Source organism: Microbacterium trichothecenolyticum (assembly GCF_030818955.1).
Taxonomy (GTDB): Bacteria; Actinomycetota; Actinomycetes; order Actinomycetales; family Microbacteriaceae; genus Microbacterium; species Microbacterium trichothecenolyticum_B.
The window spans coordinates 709,292-724,601 of the sequence record NZ_JAUTBF010000001.1 but is presented as its reverse complement, the minus strand read 5'-3'; the positions used below and the strand labels follow the sequence as shown (position 1 = coordinate 724,601).

Below are 15,310 nucleotides of genomic sequence, written 5' to 3'. Positions count from 1 at the left end.
GACGAGTCCTCAGACCGCGAAGCTGTGGAGATGGAGGTCGTCGCTGAGTCTCTCGCTCGCGATGCGCCCCCGCACGCTCGTGCCCTGGTCGTCGAGCGGCGGGCTGACGACCGCGCCCCCGAGGCGACCGGGCGCCGACAGGACCAGGGCTCCCGAGACGCTCGACTTCGCGGGAACGCCGACCGCTCGCATCCAGCGGCCGGAGCCGTCGTACACCCCGCACGTCGCCATGACCGACACGACGTCCCGGGCCACGCGCTCCGGGACCACCCGGTCGCCGGTGCGCGGGTTGACGCCGCCGAGCGCGAGTGTCGCCCCCATGACGGACAGGGTCTCGGCATCCACGAGTGTCGCGCAGGCGCGGGCGTAGACCGCGACGGCGTCATCGGCGGAGACCGCGAGCGTGCCTTCGGCGCGCATGAGATGCGCGAGGGCGTGATTGCGGTCGCCGAGCAGGTGCTCGTTGTGCGCTACGTCCTCGTCGACGTCGAGCTCGCGACCGGCGAACGCGGCGAGCCCCCGCGCGATGCGGGCGCCGCGCTCGCGGGGTCCTCCGCCGTCGACCAGCGACGCGGTGAGCAGCGCACCCGCGTTGACCATCGGATTCGGCGGGCGCCCCGTTCCGCTCTCGAGCTTGATCGCGTCGAACGACTCTCCCGTGGGCTCGATGCCCACCCGATCGAGGGCCTCGCCGTCGGTGTCGAACAGCGCGAGCGCGAACAGGAACGGCTTCACCGCGGACTGGATGCTGAACGCCACCTCCGCGTCGGTACTCCGGCGCACGCTGCCGTCGGGCAGCGAGAGGGCGATCGCGCAGAGATCGGGATCGGCTGTCGCCAGCTGGGGGATGCTGTCGTCGACCTCGCCCCCGCGTTCGTCGAGCAGGCTCTCGCGCAGGTCATCGAGGTCGTACGGGTGGGGATCGTGTGCGGGGGTCACCGTCCCAGCCTCGGCCGGAGCCGCCGCGATGAGGGCGGCGACGTCGCTCTTGCGCTGCGCGCAGGTCGCCGTGACCGCGGGATCCCGGCTCTCGACGAGGACGTCGGTGAAGCGGCATCCGTACATCCCCACCGTGGTGACGCGCCACTGACCCCCGCTGTCTTCGGCGAGCTTCGCGAACGTGGGGGCGTAGGCCATCGCGCTCGAGTCTCCGACGAGGTAGAGGTGCCGCGGGGCGTCCGCGCTCCCCCAGGTGCAGCGGCCGATCTCGGGAAGGGGGTCGGGGGTGAAGCAGTCGTGGGCGCGGTTGGCGGCGGAGGACTCGCGCATCGCGTCGTCCAGGGACGGATGCAGCTCGGGCCAGGCCGACGCCGTGGTCGCGGCGGCGAGATCGGCTTGCAGGGTGCCGAGCGGATCCGCGCCGTCGTCCGGGGCGGCGACCGCGACGGGGGCGGGAGCGCTCGGGAGCGTGGGGGCTCCGTAGGCCACGAAGACCGCCAGCACCGTCGCGCCCGCGCCGATGACGAGGCTCGCGGCGGCGACCCCCATGCGCGGCCCGTAGCGGGCGCGCCAGTCGGCCCAGGCCGGGCCGCGCGAGGAGGACGGAGCGGCCGGCTGAGCGGGAGGAGCAGGGGCGGACGCCCGGAGCGCGGGCGAGGGGGATCCTGCCGGTCTGACGGACGGAACCACGGGTCGGGAGGCTTCGGAGACACCGGGTGCGGGGTCCGACCGGGCCGGCGCGAGGGGGCGCGAGCCCGGGTAGTACCGCTGTCCCGGCACCCACCCGGCGGGCCGCGAGGCCAGGGCGGAGGAACGGGGAAGCGGCGTGGACTCATGCTGCGGGGCGGTCTGCGTCGGGGGCGTGCGTGCGATCGGCGCGGCCACGGACGTCTCCGGCGCGGGTGCCGATGCCTCCGATGCGGAGAGGGCGCCGTCGTTCCGCGACAGCCACGGTGACCGATGCACGGGCTGCTCCACGCCGAGGTACGTCGCGACGGTCAGGACGACGAGGATCAGCACGGTGATCGGCATGGCTGCCGGCCCCGGAGGCAGGAGCGCGCCGGCGAAGACGATGACCGGCAGGTGCCAGAGGTAGAGGGAGTACGAGACGTCGCCGACGGCCACCGCGAGGGGGTTCGTCACGACGAACAGGTGCCGGTGCCGCGGGTCTGCGCCGATCCCCCCGGCGATCACGAGCGCCGCCCCGGCGACAGGGAGGGCCGCCCACGGAGCGGGGAACGGCTCACCCGGGTCGACCACGACGAACGAGGCGGCCACGACGCCCAAGCCGACCCACATCGACAGGATGCGGACCGCAGTGGGAAGGCGGCCCAGGGCGGGCGCGAGGCAGGCCAGGACGGCCCCGACGCCGAGCTCCCCCGCACGGGTGAACGTCGAGAAGTACGCCATCGACGGGTCGCTCGCCGTCTGGATCCACGCGACGGTTCCGGATGCCACGACGACGAGCACCGCGGCCGAACCGACCGCCGTACGGCCCGCGCGTCCGCGTCGGGCGAGGGCGGGGACGAGCGCGACCGAGAGCAGGACGATCAGCGGCCAGCCCAGGGAGAATTGCTCCTCCACCGACAGCGACCAGAAGTGCTGCAGCGCGGACACGTCGATGTGGGAGAAGTAGTCGCGCCCTTCGAGGGCGAACCGCCAGTTCGAGACGAGTCCCCCGGCCGCGAGCGCGTCGCCGAGAAGGGCCTCGGCCCGGACGCCGGGGAAGACGAGGAACCCCGCTCCGACGATCACGGCGAGGACGAGCAGCGCCGCGGGAAGGAGTCGGCGGATCCGGCGCGCGAAGAAACGGCGGAGGTGCACCGTGCCGGTGGACTCGAGATCGCGGAGCAGGATGCCGGTGACCAGGAAGCCCGAGAGGACGAAGAACACGTCGACGCCGACGAACCCGCCCCGCGGCCAGCCCGTCAGATGGGTCGCCACCACGGCGAGGACGGCGAGGGCGCGGAGTCCCTGGAGGTCGCGGCGCACACGCGGTGTCGCAGCGTGCACGGGCGGCGTCCTCTCCGGCCGCGGGAGTCGGCCGGAGCGAGTCTAATGGAACCGCTCCCATAGGCGGGGACACGGGTCCGGGGAGCAGCTCCCCCGTGGTCGTCGCCGGGAAAAAGGTAAGGCCCGGGGTGGAAGCCCGGGCCTAGGGTGAGAGCCACGCTAGATGGGCGTGGACTTCTCGCTCCCCGGCTTGGACTCGAACCAAGAACCTATCGGTTAACAGCCGATTGCTCTGCCAATTGAGCTACCGAGGATCATGCTCGCCTTGCGGCGGGCAACCACACGATACTAACAGCACCGCGGCGCAGTCGAAAAATCAGGCCGTCGAAACGCGCCGGTCGGGCGCGCCGCCCGGGGTCCACTGCAGGTCCTCGGACCCGTGACCGAGCGCGACGGCGTGTCCCCCGTGCAGCACGAGCACGTCGGCATCCAGATCCGTCGGCGCATCGGCGTCGTTCGTGACGACCAGCGTGGCCATGCCGCGCTCGTCGCGTCGGCGCACGATCGATGCGCGCGCCGCGGCGCGGACCTCGACGTCGAGGTTGGCGTAGAGGTCGTCCGCGACGAACAGTCGTGGCTCGAGGACGAACGCGCGGGCGAGGGCCACGCGCTGTCGCATGCCGGCGCTGAGTTCGTACGGGTACTTCGGCGCCGTGCCGAGGGGCAGTTCCATCTCGTCGAGAAGGGTCGCGACCCGGACCGCGAGCGCGCGGCTGTTCACGCGGCGATCGCGACTCGTGATGGGCTCGGCGATGACGTCCTGTACGGTCAGGCGCGAGGGCAGCGACGCCCCGGCGCCCTGCGGGAGGTATCCCGTGTGGAACGTCCATTCACGATGGGCACGCCCCGGGCGCCTCGCGGAGATGCCGTGCACGTACGCCTCTCCCCCGACGACGCTCAGTCCGTCGTCGGGTCGGCCCGCGAGCATCGACACCAGGGAGGTCTTGCCCGAGCCCGTCGCCCCTCTCACCACGAGGGTCTCGGCGAACGGCAGCGTCAGGGTGATGCCGTCGATCACGCGGACGCCGTTGCGGGCGAGCGAGAGATCGTCGGCGCGGATGGCGACGTCGGTGTCGAGTGTCCGGGGCATTCCCCCATCCTCCCCTGAAGAGCCGTGCGTGCGCATCGGGCTTCCCTCCCGACACGCCGGTGCGGTAGCGCCTCGCCGGGAATGCCCCGTCAGGAGGCGATGAGACGCTGGCGATCGGCCTCGAGGTCACGCAGGCGGAGCCCGAGTCGGCGTCCCTCGTCGGTGTCGGCCGGGACGCGCTGCACCTCGCGCAGCAGCTCGGCCTTCTGCCGCTCGAGTTCGCGGACGAGCAGGCGCCGGGAGAGATCGTTCGCCGCGACGACCGCCCCCTCCTCGGTGCGCGCCGGGAACTCGGCCGTGAGCAACTCCGCGGCCAGGGAGCGGAACGGCTCGCGGACCGCCTCGACGGCTGTGACGGCCCAACCGGGTTGGGACAGATCCGTGGATGCCAAGGTGCTCCGCACCGCTTCGAGGGCGGGGTGGCCGAACGGCGTCTGCAACGCGCGCAGGAACAGCTCGGGCTCGATCCGGTGCCCGTACTGGAGGAACGCCATCATCGCGCCGCGCTCGAGAGCCACGTCGCGGGTGTTGGGCAGAGACGCCATCGTCACGGCCACCGCGACGGGGGCCGCATCGGCCTCGCGCGTCGTCTCGCGCTTCTCGGCCCGGTCGGCCCCGCGCGCCGCGCGCTCCACCGCGGCCTGGACTTCGGGCATGTCGAGACCGAGTCGCCGGGCCAGCACGCGGACGTACCCGGGTCGCAGAGCGGGGTCGCGGATGTCGGCGACGATCGGGGCCGCGGCCCGGAGCGCCCCGGCGCGCCCCTCGACGCTGCCGAGGTCGAAGTCCTTCAGGCGCTGGTCGATGACGAACTCGAACATCGGCGCCTTGTTGTCCATGAGCGCTCGCACGGCACCGTCACCGCGCTGGAGGCGCAGATCGCACGGGTCGAGGCCCTCGGGGGCGACGGCGACGTACGTCTGGGCGGCGAAACGCTTCTCGTCGGCGAAGGCGCGCAGCGCCGCCTTCTGACCCGCGGCATCCGGATCGAAGGTGAACACGACCTCTCCCGAGGAGCTGTCGTCGCCCATGACGCGGCGGAGCACCGTGATGTGGTCGCTGCCGAACGCGGTGCCGCACGACGCGATCGCCGTGGTCACTCCGGCGAGGTGGCACGCCATCACGTCGGTGTACCCCTCGACGACGACGACGCGGTGCGAGCGCGAGATGTCGCGTTTGGCGAGATCGAGACCGTAGAGCACCTGCGCCTTCTTGTAGATCGGCGTCTCGGGGGTGTTGAGGTACTTGGGGCCCTGGTCGTCGTCGAACAGCTTGCGCGCGCCGAAGCCGATGACCTGGCCCGTCACGTCGCGGATGGGCCAGACGAGTCGTCCGCGGAAACGGTCGTAGACACCACGCTGGCCCTGGGACACGAGTCCCGCCTGCAGCAACTCGTCGCGCGAGAACTTCTGCGCGAGCAGGTGGTCCATGAGGTGCGACCAGCCCTTCGGCGCGTAGCCGACACCGAAGTGCGCGGCCGCGCCGGCGTCGAAACCGCGGTCGCCGAGGAACCGCCGACCCGTCTCGGCCTCCGGTGTCATCAGCTGCGCGCGGAAGTACTCCGCGGCCGCGGCGTTGGCGGCGTACAGCCGCGAGCGGCCCGTCGTCTCGGGGGCGGGGCCGCCGTCCTCGTAGTGCAGCGTGTAGCCCACGCGCGCGGCCATCCGCTCGACGGCCTCCGTGAAGGACACGTGGTCCATCGCCCGCAGGAACGAGTACACATCGCCCGACTCGCCGCAGCCGAAGCAGTGGTAGTACCCCACCTGCGGACGCACGTGGAAGCTGGGGCTGCGCTCGTCGTGGAAGGGACACAGGCCCTTCATCGACCCGACGCCAGCGGGCTTCAGCGCCACCCGCTCACCGACGACATCGGCGATGTTGACCCGCGCCTTGACCTCCTCGACGTCGGACTGGCGGATGCGGGGCATCAGGCATCCGCCCCGCGCGGCGGACGCGCACCCGGAGCCCAGACGCCGAGCTCGGCGGCATCCACGTCGCCCACCAGGCGGTTGTGCCAGGCGATCGCGAGTTGGTCGGTCAGGCTCGCGACCTGGTCGACGACGACCCGGCGGCGGGCGGTGTCGTCCTCCGCGGCGGCGAAATCGGGGGCGTGCAGCGCGTCGAGGGCTCCCGGGTTCTCCCAGAGGGCGGATGCCAAGCGCTTGAGGACGTGCCGTTGCTCGCGATACAGCACCTTGCGGCCGTCGATCGAGACCACAGTCGCACCGATGATGCCCTTCAGCACCGCCATCTCGGTCTCGACCTCGGCGGGGACGATGACGCGCGCGCGGTAGCGCGTGAGCTCGTCGGCCGGGTACGCCTCGCGGGTGGCCGCGGTCGCCGCGCGTGCGAAGCGTCCGATGAGGTCGGAGGTGAGGTTCTTGAGCCGCGCAAGAGCGGGGCGCGTGCCGTCGAAGGAGTGGATCCACTCCGGCATGGCCATGAGCCGGTCGAGCCCCTGCGCGAGGTCGTCGCGGACGAAGTCGTAGCCGACCCAGCGCTGGATCGCGTCGAGCAGCCCCTCGCGTCCGACCCGGGATGCCAGACGGGCGGGGTCGACGTAACGGTTGACGACGGCGTCTTCGAAGTCGTGGACCGAGTAGGCGATGTCGTCGGAGAGGTCCATGACCTCGGCCTCGATGCAGCGCTGCCGCGCGGGCGCTCCCCCGCGCATCCAGTGGAACACCGGCTCGTCGTCGGGGTACACGCCGAACTTGAGGCGCCCGCCGGGGTCGGGGACGGGTTCGTCGACCGTCCACGGGTACTTGCACGTGGCGTCGAGGCTGGCGCGCGTCAGATTGAGTCCGAATGGTTCGTCGGCACCGAACACCTTGGGTTCGAGGCGCGTGAGGATGCGCAGGGTCTGCGCGTTGCCCTCGAAGCCGCCGATGTCGGATGCCCAGTCGTTCAGCGCCCGCTCGCCGTTGTGGCCGAAGGGCGGGTGGCCGAGATCGTGGCTCAGGCACGCCGTGTCGACGACATCGGGTGAGAGCTGCAGGGCCGTCGCGAGCTCGCGTCCGACCTGGGCGACCTCGAGCGAGTGCGTGAGGCGGTTGCGGGCGAAGTCGGCGGGGCTGGCCGGGCTCAGCACCTGCGTCTTCGCGGCGAGGCGGCGCAGGGCGGCGGAGTGCAGCACGCGAGCACGGTCGCGGGCGAAATCGTCGCGCTGCGAGCGGTGCTTCTCTTCGTGGAACCGGGCGGCATCGGCATCCGCGTACCCGAGCGGGCGGGCGGACGCCACCGTCACCTCAGCCGCCACTGTGGTGCAGCTCCGCTTCGGCGAGCTCGCGACCGGCGGCGTCGCCGATCTCGTGCGAGTCGAGCCACCGGTCGGGCAGCGCCGGGCGCTTCGGCGTGCCGGCGCGCCCGCGCTGACCCTCGGCGGCGGCTCCCGGGTAGGGCGCGTCGAGCTCCATCGTGGCCAGCAGCTCGTCGATCTCGTCGAGGGTCGACGCCGTGGCGAGGCTCGCGCGCAGCTCTCCGCCGACCGGGTAACCCTTGAAGTACCAGGCGACGTGCTTGCGGATGTCTCGGCATCCGCGGCCCTCGTCTTCGAAGAACTCGACGAGGAGTTCGGCATGGCGGCGGAAGGCGTTCGCGACGAAGCCCAGCGTGGCGTCGACGGGCTCGCCGTGGGCGGCTCCGGGCTCGCCGAGTGCGCGGGCGAGGTCGCCGAAGAGCCACGGGCGGCCGAGGCAGCCACGGCCCACCACGACACCGTCGCAGCCGGTCTCGGCCATCATGCGCGCGGCGTCGTCGGCCGACCAGATGTCGCCGTTGCCGAGGACGGGAACGCTCGTGACGGTCTCTTTGAGCTTCGTGATCGCCGACCAGTCCGCGTGGCCCGAGTAGAACTCGCTCGCGGTGCGCGCGTGCAGGGCGATGGATGCCACGCCGGCCCCCTCGGCGATCCGGCCGGCCTCGAGGTAGGTGAGGTGGTCGGCGTCGATGCCCTTGCGCATCTTGATCGTGAGGGGCTTGTCGCCCGCGGCGCGGACGGCCCGCTCGACGATCTCGCGGAACAGGGTGGTCTTCCAGGGCAGTGCGGCTCCCCCGCCGCGGCGGGTGACCTTGGGGACGGGGCAGCCGAAGTTGAGATCGATGTGGTCGGCGTGGTCTTCGTCGACGATGATGCGCACGGCCGCCTCGACCGTCGCCGGGTCGACGCCGTACAGCTGGATCGAGCGCGGAGTCTCGGACTCGTGGTGGCGGATGAGCCGCATGGTCGTGTCGTTGCGCTCGACGAGGGCGCGCGTCGTGATCATCTCACTCACGTACAGCCCGGCACCGTATTCGCGACACAGGCGACGGAACGCCGTGTTCGTGATGCCGGCCATCGGAGCGAGGACGACGGGAGCGTCGAGCTCGATGTTGCCGATGCGGAGCGTCCGCGCCGGAGCCAATGCCGTGTTCACTGTCTCATTCTCCCAGACGTCGTGCGACAGCGGTGCCCGCGCCGGCGTGAGCCGGGAGCGGACACCGCTGTGGAGGGGAAGTCAGGCGTCGGCGGTCGCGGATGCCTCGCGTCGCTCGCCCCACACCTGGCGGGCGATCTGCGAGAACGCCTCGACCGGCTGCGCCCCGCTCACGCCGTACTTGCCGTCGATCACGAAGAACGGCACGCCGGTGATCCCGAACTGCTGCGCCTGCTCCTGGTCGGCACGGACAGCGGCCCGGTAGCGCTGCGACGCGAGCGCCTCGCGGGCGGCATCCTCGTCGAGACCCACCTCGGCGGCCAGGGCGACGAGGTCGTCGTCGCGACCCACGTGCTTGCCCTCGAGGAAGTACGCCGACATGAGCACCTCGGCCAGCTCGAGCTGCTTGCCGTTCTCTTTCGCGAAGTGCAAGAGTTCGTGCGCCTTCACGGTGTTGGTGTGCTTGAGGATGTCGAAGCGGTACGCGAGACCAGCGTCGGCGGCGACACCGGTCACCCGGTCGAGCATCTCGCGCGCCTGGGCGGGCGAGATGCCCTTGTGCTGCGAGAGGTAATCGACCTCTCCCCCGTCGAAGTCCTCGGGGGTGTCGGGCGAGAGCTCGAACGAGTGGTACTCGATCTCGACGACCGGAGCGTCGTCGTCATCGGCCGTCGCGGCGAGGCCGTTCTCGAGGTTTCGCTTGCCGATGTAGCACCATGGGCAGGCGATGTCGCTCCACACGTCGATCTTGATGGCATCCGTCATATCGCGTAGAACCCTTCAGGCGAGCGATCTATTCCGATCGCGGCATTCATTTCCCGGTGGGGGTGTCGATCGCACCGCCGAAGCGGCGGTCGCGGGAGAGGTAGAGCCCGATCGCGTCCCAGAGGTGCGTGCGGCGGAAGTCCGGCCACAGCGTGTCGAGGAAGACCATCTCGGCGTATGCCGACTCCCACAGCAGGAAGTTCGAGGTGCGCTGCTCGCCGCTCGAGCGCACGAACAGGTCGACGTCGGGCATGTCGGGCTGGTAAAGGTGCTTGCGGATCAGCTTCTCTGTCACGGCGGACGGCTTGAGCTTCCCGGCCGCGATGTCGTCGCCGATCCGGCGCATGGCATCCACGATCTCCACACGTCCGCCGTAGTTGACGCACATCGTCAGGGTCAGGGTGGAGTTGCCCTCGGTGAGGCGCTCGGCGTGCTGCAGCTCTTTGATGACCGAGCCCCACAGGCGCGGCTTGCGTCCCGACCAGCGGATGCGCACGCCCCACTCGTTCAGCTGGTCGCGGCGGCGGTGCAGCACCTCGCGGTTGAAGCCCATGAGGAAGCGCACCTCGTCGGGTGAGCGCGACCAGTTCTCGGTCGAGAACGCGTACACCGACAGGTGCTTGACGCCCGCCTGGATCGCTCCGGCGACGACGTCGAGCAGCGCCGCCTCGCCCGCGCGGTGACCCTCGACGCGCGTGAGGCCCTGGCGGTTGGCCCAGCGGCCGTTGCCGTCCATCACGATCGCGACGTGCTCGGGCACCGACCCCTTGGGGTAGACGGGCGGGTACTCCCCCGTCCAGTCGAGCGGGCGGTACGGCACGGCGTCGCGGTGCGTGAACGGCTTCGGTGTCATCGATGCGACTCCAGGTGCGAGAGGGAACGGATGCCGCGCTCCAGATGGAACTGCGCGTACGCGGCGACGAGGCCCGAGGCCGCGGCGACCGTGCGGCCGGGGGCGGTGTCGATGGTGTCCCACTCGCCCGCCATGAGGGCGCGCAGCATCGCGACGGTGTCGTGGGCGACCCGGGGTGAACCGGCCGGCGCGCACGTGGAGCAGACCATGCCGCCGAGCTGCGGAAGGAAGAACGCGTGGTCGCCGACCGTGCCGCACCGCGCGCACTCGGTCAACCCGGGAGCCCAGCCCGACAGTGCCATGGCGCGCAGCAGGTAAGAATCCAGCACGCTGCGTTCGGAATGATCTCCGCGCGCGAGCGAGCGCAGCCCCCCGACGAGCAAGAGGTACTGCTGCGGGGTCGCCTCGGCCTCGTTGAGCCGGTCGGCGGTCTCGACCATCGCGCTGGCGGTGGTGTACCGGTCGTAGTTGACGACGATGTCGGCGCCGTACGAGCCGAGCGACTCGGCCTGCTGCACGATGTCGAGGTTGCGCCCCTTGAACAGTTGGACATCGGCGACCATGAACGGCTCGAGCCGCGAGCCGAACTTCGACGACGTGCGCCGCACGCCCTTCGCGACCGCGCGGATCTTGCCGTTGCGGCGGCTGAGGAGGGTGAGGATGCGGTCCGCCTCCCCGAGCTTGTGGGTACGCAGGACCACGACTTCGTCGCGGTAGGTGGGCACAGTCCATTATCGTCCGCCGTTGCCGTGAGAGGCCTACGCGGCGCGCTCGGGGCGCGGGGATCGGCGCCGGGGTGCGGCGCGTGACGATCGAGATGACGTCGCCTCAGCCGGTGGCCCGCGTCGGGGCCCCGTCGTGGGGCTCGTCCCCGTGCTCGAGGACGAGTGGTCGTGCGCTGGGTAATGCGAGCCTTCGAGGACGCCGCCGATGCTCACCCCGTGACGGCGTCTTCTCGGGCCGCGCGCGAGGCGCGACGCAGGAGAATGGATGCCGTGAACGCGCCCACCTTCATCATCCCCCTGTGGGCGGACCTCGTCGCCGTCGCGCTGGGCGGCATCCAGGGCGCGCTCTTCGCGTCGGGCTTCCAGGGCCAGCGCCGGCTCGACCTCCTGGGTGTGGCGATCATCGGCATCCTGCTCGGGATGGGCGGTGGACTCATCCGCGACCTCCTGCTGGGTCAGACCCCGGCGACGCTGCAGAACAACTGGTATCTGCTCACGGCGACGGGCGCCGCGATCGTCGGCATGCTGATGTCGGGACTCTTCCAACGTCTGAACCGCGCGATCGTCATGCTGGATGCCGTCGTGATCGGCCTCTTCGGAGCGTTCGGCACGTCCAAGGCGCTCGCTCTCGGTCTTCCGGCCGTGCCCGCGATCTTCGTCGGCGTGCTCGCCGCGGTGGGCGGCAGCGTGCTGCGCGACGTGCTGATGGGACTTCCCGTGTCGATCATGCACGTCGGGTCGCTCTACGCCGTCGCCGCGGGAGGCGGGTGCGCGGTGCTCGCGACCGTGGCCGCCTTCGGCGTGCCCCTCCCCATCGCCGCGGTCGTGGGGCTCGTGGTCACGACCGTGATCCGCGTGCTCGCGGTGCTGTTCGACCTGTCGCTGCCCGAGCAGCGCAAGCTCTACCGCCGGAAGGTCGCGGTCGAGACCACCGGCATCCCGATCATCCGCACCGACGACGCGGAGTAACGGCGACCGCGCCCGGTGACGCGGGACGATCGCACGATGTCAGCAGCGGTCGAGGATCTCGCCGTGCGGTAACAGGATCCGGCCGTCGGGGTGCTCCGCCCACTCGCGCCACGCGACGGAGCTGCGCTGGAGCAGCGCGTCGTCGGCGAGCCCGAGCGCCCGCGCGTGGCCCGCGAACGCCGAGGCGAGTGCGCGGTCGGCCCACATCCCGCCCCACCACGCGCGTTTCTCGTCGGTGTCGAACAACCGGACGCTCGCGCTGGCCTCACACGGGTGAAGCTCGCCTCCCGAGCCCAGGACTTCCGTCGGCGGCCCGCGTTCGATTCGCCGGAGAGCCCGCGATGCACCGCGTCGCAGAGAAGGAGCCACTCGTCGAGGGCCGGGATCCGTGGATGCCAGATCACCCCGCCGTCATCGACGTCGCGCGTCGCGCCGAGCCCGTCAGGGCCGGACCCGGCGCCCACATCGAGGATGCGGGCGCCGGGGTACAGCGACGACACCAGGTACGCCGCCGAGTCTGCGACGGTGCGCGCGGCGTGGGAACGCAGCACGCCCTCGTGGTGTCCGCGGCGTAGGCCACGGCGACGTTCTCAGACGCCGGCGAGGGCCCCGGTGGTCTGGCGCGTGCGGATGGCGCGGTTCACGCCCGAGACGATCGCCTTGAGCGACGCGGTCGAGATGTCGCCGTCGATGCCGACGCCCCACAGGCGCTGGTCGTCGACCTGCAGTTCGATATAGGCCGCGGCCTGAGCGTCGCCGCCCGAGCTGAGGGCGTGCTCGACATAGTCGTACAGGGTGACGTCGAAGCCTTGCGCGCGCACGATCTCGAGGAACGCGGCGACGGGGCCGTTGCCCACGGCGGAAGCGGGGCGCGTCTCGTCGCCGTCGCGCAGCGAGACATCGAGGTGCACGTCACCCGACATGTCGCTCGACGAACGGGTCGACAGCAGCTCGAAGCGTCCCCAGCGCTGGTCGTCGTCCTTCGACGGCAGGTACTCGTCGGTGAAGATGTCCCAGATCTGGTCGCTCGAGACTTCGCCGCCCTCGGCGTCGGTGCGCGCCTGCACGACGCCCGAGAACTCGATCTGGAGCTTGCGGGGCAGGTCGATCGCGTGATCCGCCTTCAGCAGGTAGGCCACACCGCCCTTGCCCGACTGCGAGTTCACCCGGATGACGGCCTCGTACGAGCGCCCCAGGTCCTTCGGGTCGATGGGCAGGTACGGCACGGCCCACTCGATGTCGTCGATGCCCTTGCCCTCGGCGGCAGCACGGGCCTCCATCGCCTCGAAGCCCTTCTTGATGGCATCCTGATGCGAACCGCTGAAGGCGGTGAAGACCAGGTCGCCGGCCCAGGGGCTGCGCTCGGGGACGGGCAGCTGGTTGCAGTACTCGACCGTGCGCTTGACCTGGTCGATGTCGCTGAAGTCGATCTGCGGGTCGATGCCCTGCGTCAGCAGGTTGACGCCCAGGGCGACCAGGTCGACATTGCCGGTGCGCTCACCGTTGCCGAACAGGCATCCCTCGATGCGGTCGGCGCCGGCCAGGTAGCCCAGCTCCGCGGCCGCGACGGCGGTACCGCGGTCGTTGTGCGGGTGCAGCGACAGGATGACGTTCTCGCGGTGGTTCAGGTTGCGCGACATCCACTCGATCGAATCGGCGTAGACGTTGGGGGTCGCCATCTCGACGGTCGCGGGCAGGTTCAGGATGACCTTGCGCTCGGGCGTCGACTGGAAGACCTCGAGCACCTCGTTGCAGATGCGCAGCGCGAACTCCAGCTCGGTGCCGGTGTAGCTCTCGGGCGAGTACTCGTAGTAGACCTCGGTCTCGGGGATCGTCGCCTCGTACTTCTTGCACAGGCGCGCGCCCTCGAGGGCGATGTCGACGACGCCCTGCTGGTCGGTGCGGAACACGACCTCGCGCTGCAGCACGCTCGTCGAGTTGTACAGGTGCACGATGGCCTGCTTCGCGCCGGCGATGGCCTCGTACGTGCGGGCGATGAGGTGCTCACGGGCCTGCGTCAGCACCTGGATGGTGACGTCGGCGGGGATCAGGTCTTCTTCGATCAGCTGACGCACGAAGTCGAAGTCGGTCTGGCTCGCGCTCGGGAAGCCGACCTCGATCTCCTTGTAGCCCATCTTCACCAGCAGGTCGAACATGACCCGCTTGCGCTCGGGGCTCATCGGGTCGATGAGGGCCTGGTTTCCGTCGCGCAGGTCGACGGCGCACCAGCGCGGCGCCACCTCGATGCGCTTCGAGGGCCACGTGCGATCGGGCAGGTCGACCCGGATCTGCTCGTGGAACGGACGGTACTTGTGCACCGGAGCGGACGTGGGCTTCTGGGTGTTCTTCATGATGTGTCGCTTCTCTTGTTCGTGGTTCCCGCCCGGGAAGGGGCATCAGGAGGGGCCGACGACGAGCTCCGCGACGAGGATGGCCCTAGATCGAGGACTCGTCGCGGCAGCTAAGAAGAAGCAGACCACCGAAGCGCATTCTGCGATCGTAGCAAACCTTCGCGATGCATCCGGTCCCGCCGGGCACGCGCGCGGTGCTCATCCGATCCGTCTCACGGCAGCAACGCGACCTTGCCGCCGGGGTGGCCGGTCATGACGAATCGCAGAGCCTCGACCGCATCAGCGAGTGCCGAGGTGCGCGCAAGCGGCACCTCGAGCGCACCGGATGCCGCGAGCTCGAGCACGCGGGCGCGGGCGATGTCGCGGAAGCGTGCGCTCTCGGCACGAGATCCGGCGATCCAGAGGAAGCCGTCTTCTCGCGCCCGGTCGGGATTCACGATCGTCACGATGCGATCGCGCGCGGCGACGAGGGCGAGGGAGGCGTCGATCGCCTCGTCGGTGCCCGCAGCGTCCCACGCCGCGACGATCTCGGCGCCGTGCGCGGCAGCCTCGATCCGCTCACGCAGGCCGTTCCCGTAGGCCACCGGAATGCCGCCGTAGCGACGCACGCGCGCGGCCGAGTCCTCGGCATCCGGGCCCACCGTGCCGATCACCCGCACGCCGAGCGTGCGCGCCTGCTGCAGCAGGCTGACACCCACCGCGCCGGACGCGGCGTGCAGCACCACGGTGTCGCCCGCGGTGACGCGCGTGACCTGGATCATCTCGGCAGCCGTCGTTCCGGCCAGCAGCAGGTTCGCCGCCTCGGCGTGGGAGAGGTTCGCGGGCTTGGCGAAGACGTCGCGCGCGGGAACGTTGAGCGCGGTGGCGTAGGCGCCCTGCACGCGGAACGCCACGATCTCGTCGCCGACGGCGAGCGGACCGGAGCCGCCGACGGCACCGGGGCCGACGGCGGTCACCTCGCCGGACAGCTCGTAGCCGATCGGTGCGGGAAAAATCACCCCGGGACGCGCGTGTGCGACGTGCTTGGCATCGGCGGGATTCACCCCGGCGGCGTGCACGCGTACGGTCACCTCACCCGCACCGGGCCGTGCGACCTCGACGTCGTCGAAGCTCCACGTGTCGATGGGACCGGGGGCCGGAGTCGTCCACCTCTTGTCCATGCCTGCGCCTTTCATCGTCGTGCGGTCGCA

At 70.9% G+C, this 15,310-nt stretch carries 13 protein-coding genes and 1 tRNA gene; 2 read left to right on the top strand and 12 right to left on the bottom strand.

Going from position 1 to position 15,310, the window contains the following annotated elements; translation table 11 throughout:
- Positions 1-9: 9 nt before the first annotated feature.
- The 9 genes from glsA to recO form a co-directional block, all read right to left on the bottom strand.
- Positions 10-2,952 (bottom strand): glutaminase A, encoded by a 2,943-nt coding sequence (gene glsA, locus QE412_RS03455; RefSeq protein WP_307480185.1) that lies wholly within the window; start codon positions 2,950-2,952, stop codon positions 10-12.
- Positions 2,953-3,133: 181 nt separating this feature from the next.
- Positions 3,134-3,206, bottom strand: a tRNA-Asn gene (locus QE412_RS03450).
- 62 nt (positions 3,207-3,268) lie between these two features.
- A complete protein-coding gene (locus QE412_RS03445) occupies positions 3,269-4,042 on the bottom strand; it encodes an ATP-binding cassette domain-containing protein (protein ID WP_307480181.1) in 774 nt (257 codons plus the stop codon).
- A gap of 89 nt (positions 4,043-4,131) precedes the next feature.
- The gene (gene dnaG / locus QE412_RS03440) at positions 4,132-5,970 is read right to left on the bottom strand and encodes a DNA primase (protein ID WP_307480178.1); all 1,839 of its coding nucleotides are present in this window, start codon (positions 5,968-5,970) and stop codon (positions 4,132-4,134) included.
- Positions 5,970-7,289: a deoxyguanosinetriphosphate triphosphohydrolase gene (locus QE412_RS03435; RefSeq protein ID WP_307480175.1), complete on the bottom strand. Its 1,320-nt coding sequence runs from the start codon at positions 7,287-7,289 to the stop codon at positions 5,970-5,972. Before QE412_RS03435 ends, dnaG begins: the two co-directional genes overlap by 1 nt.
- A gap of 1 nt (position 7,290) precedes the next feature.
- Entirely contained in the window at positions 7,291-8,457 is a 1,167-nt protein-coding gene (gene dusB / locus QE412_RS03430; RefSeq protein ID WP_307480173.1) for a tRNA dihydrouridine synthase DusB, read from the bottom strand.
- An 81-nt stretch (positions 8,458-8,538) separates the two neighbouring features.
- Positions 8,539-9,222 (bottom strand): DsbA family oxidoreductase, encoded by a 684-nt coding sequence (locus tag QE412_RS03425; RefSeq protein WP_307480171.1) that lies wholly within the window; start codon positions 9,220-9,222, stop codon positions 8,539-8,541.
- 46 nt (positions 9,223-9,268) lie between these two features.
- Positions 9,269-10,075: an isoprenyl transferase gene (locus tag QE412_RS03420; protein WP_307480169.1), complete on the bottom strand. Its 807-nt coding sequence runs from the start codon at positions 10,073-10,075 to the stop codon at positions 9,269-9,271.
- Positions 10,072-10,800 (bottom strand): DNA repair protein RecO, encoded by a 729-nt coding sequence (recO, locus tag QE412_RS03415; protein WP_307480166.1) that lies wholly within the window; start codon positions 10,798-10,800, stop codon positions 10,072-10,074. Before recO ends, QE412_RS03420 begins: the two co-directional genes overlap by 4 nt.
- 270 nt (positions 10,801-11,070) lie before the next feature.
- Here recO and QE412_RS03410 point away from each other — a divergent pair, with 270 nt between their 5' ends.
- On the top strand, positions 11,071-11,769 hold the full coding sequence (locus QE412_RS03410) for a trimeric intracellular cation channel family protein (RefSeq protein WP_307480164.1): 699 nt from the start codon (positions 11,071-11,073) through the stop codon (positions 11,767-11,769).
- Positions 11,770-11,808: 39 nt separating this feature from the next.
- On the opposite strand, the gene QE412_RS03405 is transcribed toward QE412_RS03410, so the two are convergent.
- Positions 11,809-12,015 (bottom strand): hypothetical protein, encoded by a 207-nt coding sequence (locus tag QE412_RS03405; RefSeq protein WP_307480162.1) that lies wholly within the window; start codon positions 12,013-12,015, stop codon positions 11,809-11,811.
- Between the two features lie 95 nt (positions 12,016-12,110).
- On the opposite strand from QE412_RS03405, the gene QE412_RS03400 reads away from it, so the two are divergent.
- Complete coding sequence (locus tag QE412_RS03400) at positions 12,111-12,344, top strand: hypothetical protein (RefSeq protein ID WP_307480160.1); 234 nt, start codon at positions 12,111-12,113, stop codon at positions 12,342-12,344.
- Between the two features lie 15 nt (positions 12,345-12,359).
- On the opposite strand, the gene leuA is transcribed toward QE412_RS03400, so the two are convergent.
- Both leuA and QE412_RS03390 read right to left on the bottom strand, forming a co-directional pair.
- Positions 12,360-14,120, bottom strand: coding sequence for a 2-isopropylmalate synthase (leuA, locus tag QE412_RS03395; protein ID WP_307480158.1), 1,761 nt, complete (start codon positions 14,118-14,120; stop codon positions 12,360-12,362).
- A gap of 212 nt (positions 14,121-14,332) precedes the next feature.
- Positions 14,333-15,280 carry a quinone oxidoreductase family protein gene (locus QE412_RS03390; protein WP_307480156.1) on the bottom strand — a complete coding sequence of 316 codons (948 nt, stop codon included), beginning with the start codon at positions 15,278-15,280 and terminating at the stop codon, positions 14,333-14,335.
- Positions 15,281-15,310 lie beyond the last annotated feature (30 nt).

What these genes read in the sequence shown, in the direction of transcription:
- QE412_RS03445 (WP_307480181.1), bottom strand. Translation starts at nt 4,042, where the DNA reads ATGCCCCGGACACTCGACACCGACGTCGCCATCCGCGCCGACGATCTC.
- dnaG (WP_307480178.1), bottom strand. Translation starts at nt 5,970, where the DNA reads ATGCCCCGCATCCGCCAGTCCGACGTCGAGGAGGTCAAGGCGCGGGTC.
- QE412_RS03425 (WP_307480171.1), bottom strand. Translation starts at nt 9,222, where the DNA reads ATGACGGATGCCATCAAGATCGACGTGTGGAGCGACATCGCCTGCCCA.
- QE412_RS03420 (WP_307480169.1), bottom strand. Translation starts at nt 10,075, where the DNA reads ATGACACCGAAGCCGTTCACGCACCGCGACGCCGTGCCGTACCGCCCG.
- QE412_RS03400 (WP_307480160.1), top strand. Translation starts at nt 12,111, where the DNA reads ATGCACCGCGTCGCAGAGAAGGAGCCACTCGTCGAGGGCCGGGATCCG.
- leuA (WP_307480158.1), bottom strand. Translation starts at nt 14,120, where the DNA reads ATGAAGAACACCCAGAAGCCCACGTCCGCTCCGGTGCACAAGTACCGT.
- QE412_RS03390 (WP_307480156.1), bottom strand. Translation starts at nt 15,280, where the DNA reads ATGGACAAGAGGTGGACGACTCCGGCCCCCGGTCCCATCGACACGTGG.